General features: G+C 32.2%; 6 protein-coding genes and 1 pseudogene. All 7 read left to right on the plus strand.

Annotated features, from left to right (window positions below; all coding sequences use genetic code 11):
* Positions 1 to 839: DKNYY domain-containing protein (locus tag Q0370_RS00285; protein WP_299570507.1), on the plus strand; the 839-nt coding region annotated here is incomplete at its 5' end.
* Between the two features lie 156 nt (positions 840 to 995).
* Positions 996 to 1,463: a flavodoxin gene (locus tag Q0370_RS00290; protein WP_299570510.1), complete on the plus strand. Its 468-nt coding sequence runs from the start codon at positions 996 to 998 to the stop codon at positions 1,461 to 1,463.
* Between the two features lie 42 nt (positions 1,464 to 1,505).
* Positions 1,506 to 2,252 (plus strand): carboxymuconolactone decarboxylase family protein, encoded by a 747-nt coding sequence (locus tag Q0370_RS00295; protein WP_299570512.1) that lies wholly within the window; start codon positions 1,506 to 1,508, stop codon positions 2,250 to 2,252.
* Between the two features lie 36 nt (positions 2,253 to 2,288).
* Positions 2,289 to 3,170 carry a LysR family transcriptional regulator gene (locus Q0370_RS00300; protein WP_299570515.1) on the plus strand — a complete coding sequence of 294 codons (882 nt, stop codon included), beginning with the start codon at positions 2,289 to 2,291 and terminating at the stop codon, positions 3,168 to 3,170.
* On the plus strand, positions 3,154 to 3,801 hold the full coding sequence (locus tag Q0370_RS00305) for an antibiotic biosynthesis monooxygenase (protein WP_299570518.1): 648 nt from the start codon (positions 3,154 to 3,156) through the stop codon (positions 3,799 to 3,801). Before Q0370_RS00300 ends, Q0370_RS00305 begins: the two co-directional genes overlap by 17 nt.
* A 64-nt stretch (positions 3,802 to 3,865) precedes the next feature.
* Positions 3,866 to 4,831 (plus strand): aldo/keto reductase, encoded by a 966-nt coding sequence (locus Q0370_RS00310; protein ID WP_299570520.1) that lies wholly within the window; start codon positions 3,866 to 3,868, stop codon positions 4,829 to 4,831.
* Positions 4,832 to 5,037: 206 nt separating this feature from the next.
* Positions 5,038 to 5,385 (plus strand): annotated as a pseudogene (locus Q0370_RS11735) (NADH-quinone oxidoreductase subunit A); the annotation flags it as partial.

A 5,385-nucleotide genomic window follows, 5' to 3' on the forward strand; every position in this document is an offset into this window, starting at 1 on the left:
AAGGTAAGAAAATTTTACAAATAAAAAATGTAGATGCAAAAACTTTTGAAAAAATGCAGGCTAATCTTATAAGAGATAAAAACGGCATTTATAAAGTTGAAAAAGATGAAGAAAAAAATGAATTTAAAATAGTTCCAATTAATGCAAAAATTAATTTTAAAAATCTAAAAAGCTTAGATTCGGGATATTTTAAAGATGACAAAAATATTTATTATTTTGACGAAGATAAGTTTGAAAAAATAGAAGGAGCAGATGCTAGTTCATTTGAAAAAGTAAAATATTCTGATTTTTACAAAGATAAAAATTATGTCTATTATAACGGTAAAAAGATAGTTGGAATGGATTCTAAAGATATTGAAAATATAGATGAGGAATGGTCAATTACAGAACTGGACGGAACGTGGATAAAATATAAAGATAACGTTTACTATAAAGGGAAAAAATTAAAAGGAATCAGCTCTGATAATTTTAGTTATTTTGATGGCGGATTATCGTATGATAAAATTTTAGTTGATAAAAATGGTATTTATAAATTTATTGAAACTGAAGATAACAAAAAAACAATAGAAGTAACTCGACTGGATAGCAAAGGCATTGATTTAGAAACTCTTGAAAGAATTACTTCTCCAATGGACAGTTCCAATTATTTCAAAGATAAGAATGGTGTTTATTTTATAGATGGAAATAAATTTGTAAAAATAAATGGAGCGGATAAAGATAGTTTTAGAGTAACAATGAGAGGAAAATATGGGAAAGATAAAAATAACGTTTATTTCGAAGGGAAGAAAATGGAAGGGAAAAATCCAGTTGACTTTGAGGAGGAAATGGAGATTAAATAATAAATTTAAAACATAGTTATGCCTTTAAAGCATAATTTTCTATAAAAAATAAGTATTTGATATAATAGGATAAATATTGTAAAATAAATCATAAGAAAATAAAAAATTTAGATTTTATCTAATTTTATGAGGTGATTTTTTATAAATAAAGTATTAGTGGCTTACTTTTCAGCGACAAGGACAACAAAAAAAGTTGCAGAAAAATTGGCGAAAGCAACTGAGGGAAATTTGTTTGAGATAAAACCGCAAGTTGAGTATACTTCTGAGGATTTGAACTGGAGCGACAAAAAAAGTAGAAGTTCAGTGGAAATAAATGATGAATTTAGCCGTCCAGAAATTGAAAATGTTGTAGAGAATATTAATGATTATGATACTGTGTTTGTTGGATTTCCAGTTTGGTGGTATATTCCGCCTCGTATTATTCAGACTTTTATTGAAAAACATAATTTGAGCGGAAAAAAGATAATCACTTTTGCGACATCAGGTGGAAGCGGGATAAAAGGCTCGACAGATTTTTTGAAAAAAAGTTATTCGGAATTGAATATTATTGAAGGCAAAAGATTTGGGTGTAATGAAAGCTTGCAAAGCATTGGAGCTTGGGTAGAAAAAATAAAAAAATTTTAATGAGAAATAGAAATATTTTTTGATTAAACAGAGGTGAAAAAAATGAGTAAAAAAATTACTGCAAGAAGAGATTTATTAGGTGATATTGCACCAAAATTTGCGGAATTGAATGATGATGTTTTGTTTGGGGAAGTTTGGGCAAGAGAGGATAAGTTATCGGCTAGGGATAGAAGTTTGATTACGGTCACTGGACTTATGGCGAGTGGAATTTTGGATAGTTCTTTGAAATTTCATTTAAAAAGTGCTTTAGAAAACGGGGTTACAAGAGAAGAACTGGCAGAGGCTGTTACACATTTAGGATTTTATGTAGGATGGCCAAAAGCCTGGGCTGTATTTCGGCTTTTGAAAGAGATCTATTCAGAAGATGGGACGGCTGATCCTGTAAGCAGCTTGTTTGGGAAAGGCGATTATAACGAGGCTTATGCAAAATATTTTAATGGGAAAACTTATTTAAAAACATTAGTTGAGCCGAACGACACTTCAAAAGTTGGTATTCACAATGTTGTTTTCGAGCCAGGAGTTATAAATAACTGGCATTCTCATTCAAATGGACAAGTATTATTGTTGACTGATGGATACGGATGGTATCAAGAAGACGGGAAAGAAGCGATAGAATTACATCCAGGAGATATTGTGAATATTCCTAAAAATGTTAAGCATTGGCATGGAGCAGCAAAAGACAGTTGGTTTACGCATATTGCCTTGTCAGATGGCGGTTCGACTGAATGGTTTGGGATATTGTCAGAAGATGAATATGAAAAGTTGCCAAAAGCAGTGAATGCGAGATAAGTTAGTATAAAAAAATTATAAAATGAATGAGGATTTATGGAATTAAGAATTTTAAAATATTTTTTGATGGTTGCAAAAGAGGAAAATATAACAAAAGCGGCAAAATCACTTTATATCACGCAACCGACATTATCACGTCAATTGGCACAGCTTGAGGAAGAGCTGGGAGTTAAACTTTTTAGGAGAAGTAATCATAAAATTTTATTGACTGAAGATGGGAAGTTTTTGCAGCGAAGGGCGAGGGAAATACTTTATTTAACGGAAAAAACGAAAAAAGAGCTGTCTTATGACAATGAAATTGTTGCTGGAGAAATATCTATTGGATGTGGCGAATTTTTGGGAATGAATGAACTTGCAAAATTACTCTCGGAATTTCAGGAAAAGTATCCAAATGTTAAATTTGACATTTATAGCGGGACAGCTGAAGACATTATTTATAGAATTGAACATGGTTTTTTAGATATGGGACTTGTATTTGACTATATAAATAAGGAAAAGTATAAATTTATAAGATTGAAACAGATTGAAGAATGGGGACTTTTGGTTAGAAAAGACCATAAATTGGCTTCAAATAAATTTATTTATCCAGAAGAAATAAAAAAAGAACCGGTAATTATTTCTAAAAATAAATTAATTCAAAATGAATTTGCAAATTGGATGGGAATTCCTACGGAGAAATTAAATGTTGGCGCTACTTTCACACTGGTTTATAATGCTGCGATGATGGTGAAAAATGGAATGGGAATGGCGGTTTGCTTAAAATTAGAGAATAATTTTGAAAATTTGAAATTTATTCCATTTTATAAAGCAGCAATTTCTAAGACAATTTTGGCTTGGAAACCGTGTTTAAAATATTCAGTGGCAACGGAAAAATTTATTAAATTTATTGAGGAGAAAAGAAATGCTACCAATTTTTAATATTTTTGAGCTTGGTATCAAAGAAGGCAAAAAAAATGCATATGTGGCAGTCGGTAAAAATAATATTACAAAGTCAGTTTTAAATGATGAAGGGACACTTGGGATGTATTTAGTTCAGGAAAAAGAAAATCCCAATATGACTTATATGTTTGAGGTTTATGAATATGAGAAAAGTTACCAAGAACATATCAAGTCAGAACAATATAAAGAATTTTTACGACAATCACCAACAATCTTGACTAATCATAAAAAGAAAATTCAAGTTGTGCCAGAATATATGGGAGATAAAAAGTTTGTGCAAACAAGAAATACTCGTTTAAATTATGTTACAGTTGATGTAAAAGAAGGATTTAATAATGCTTTCAGGGAAATTGTACTTGATGAAATGAAGCAGTCGATAAAAAAAGAAGAAGATGTTTATGTGATTTATGCTGCAACGGCAACAGGAAATCCGAATAAATGGTACTTTTTTGAAATTTATGAAAATGAAAAAGCGTATCAGAATCATAGAAAAACAGCTCATTTTAAAAAATATATTGAGCAAACGGAAAATATAATTGAAAATAAAGAATTTATAAATATTGAAGGTGTAATATTATTAAATAAAGATAATTTAAATTATGTGAAATAAGAAATATTAAATTTTGAACTTTGGTAAAATGACAATTTATGTAAAAAAATGGAGATGATTTCAAATGAAAACAACAAAAATACAAGAAATAGAAATACCTAAAGTAGCACTAGGAACTTGGTCTTGGGGATTTGGAGGAATCGCTGGAAGAGATTCGATTTTTGGAAATAAATTAGGAAAAGATGAATTGAAACCTGTTTTTGATAGAGCAATGGATTTGGGACTAAAATTGTGGGATACTGCAACTGTTTATGCGAGTGGTCAATCTGAAACTATTTTGGGAGAATTTGTAAAAGGTAGAAGTGATGCGATAATTTCTACAAAATTTACACCTGAACTTGCAGAAGGAAGAGGAGATAATGCGATTTTTGAACTTCTTGATGAAAGTTTAGAAAGATTGAACAAGAACGTCATTGATATTTATTGGATACATAATACAAAAGATATGGAGAAATGGACACCTAAATTGGTTGATTTGTTAAAATCAGGAAAAGTGAAAAAAGTAGGAGTTTCTAATCACAATTTGGAACAAATAAAATATGTGAATAATCTTTTAAAAGAAGCTGGATTTCAGTTGCATGCTATTCAAAATCATTTTAGCTTACTTTACAGAACAATTGAAACAACTGGAATTTTAGACTATTGCAAGGAAAACAATATTGCAGTATTTTCGTACATGGTACTGGAACAAGGCGCTTTATCTGGAAAATATACAAAAGAAAATCCATTGCCAGCTGGAACAAGAAGGGGTGAAGCATTCCCGCCTGAAACTTTGGCAAAATTGGAGCCGTTATTTTATGAAATGAAAATTTTAGGTGGAAAATATTCTGCAACAATTCCTGAAATTACGACTGCTTGGGCGATTGCAAAAGGAACAATTCCAATAATTGGAGTTACAAAATCCAATCAAGTTGACGATGCCAAAAGGGCTGCAAGTGTTGAATTAAGTGATGAAGATGTTGAGCTTATGGATAGAATAGCTATTGGAACTGGGGTTACTGTGAAAGGCGAATGGGAAAGTTCGATGTAGTTTATTCATAGAAAGTTTTTCACGCTGTATCTTGTAAAAAAGGCACTTTTCAGGTATGATGATATATAGATTTTATCGTTTATACTGACAATTATAAATACAACGTCTGTTAAGCCGTGATTATATTTTTTTGCCCTTGAATTATTGTTTTAAATTATTTACTTTTCCTATGTATTTATTAATTCTTCTATAAGGAGGGCTTATGTATGGGAGAATATGGGAGCTTGGGCATTTTTCTTCTCGTAGCGTTGTTTTTCCCCGTCATGGCACTGGGACCGGCATTCCTGCTGCAGCCGAAGAAGCCGTCGCCGCAGAAGTACATTCCGTACGAGTGCGGGGTCGATCGGGTCGCCCTACGTCCAGTTTCGTGCGGGGTATTTCCTCTACGCGCTGCTGTTCATCGTCTTTGACATAGAGACGGTGTTCCTCTACCCGTGGGCGGTGGAGTTCCGCATGCTCGGCGCATTTGCGCTCATCGAGATGTTCATCTTCGTTGGGATTCTGGTGCTCGGCCTTGCCTATGCGTGGCGAAAGGGGGATCTCACATGGAAATA

The organism is uncultured Leptotrichia sp., assembly GCF_938036635.1.
GTDB lineage: Bacteria > Fusobacteriota > Fusobacteriia > Fusobacteriales > Leptotrichiaceae > Leptotrichia > Leptotrichia hongkongensis.

What these genes read in the sequence shown, in the direction of transcription:
- Q0370_RS00295 (WP_299570512.1), top strand. Translation starts at nt 1,506, where the DNA reads ATGAGTAAAAAAATTACTGCAAGAAGAGATTTATTAGGTGATATTGCA.
- Q0370_RS00300 (WP_299570515.1), top strand. Translation starts at nt 2,289, where the DNA reads ATGGAATTAAGAATTTTAAAATATTTTTTGATGGTTGCAAAAGAGGAA.
- Q0370_RS00305 (WP_299570518.1), top strand. Translation starts at nt 3,154, where the DNA reads ATGCTACCAATTTTTAATATTTTTGAGCTTGGTATCAAAGAAGGCAAA.
- Q0370_RS00310 (WP_299570520.1), top strand. Translation starts at nt 3,866, where the DNA reads ATGAAAACAACAAAAATACAAGAAATAGAAATACCTAAAGTAGCACTA.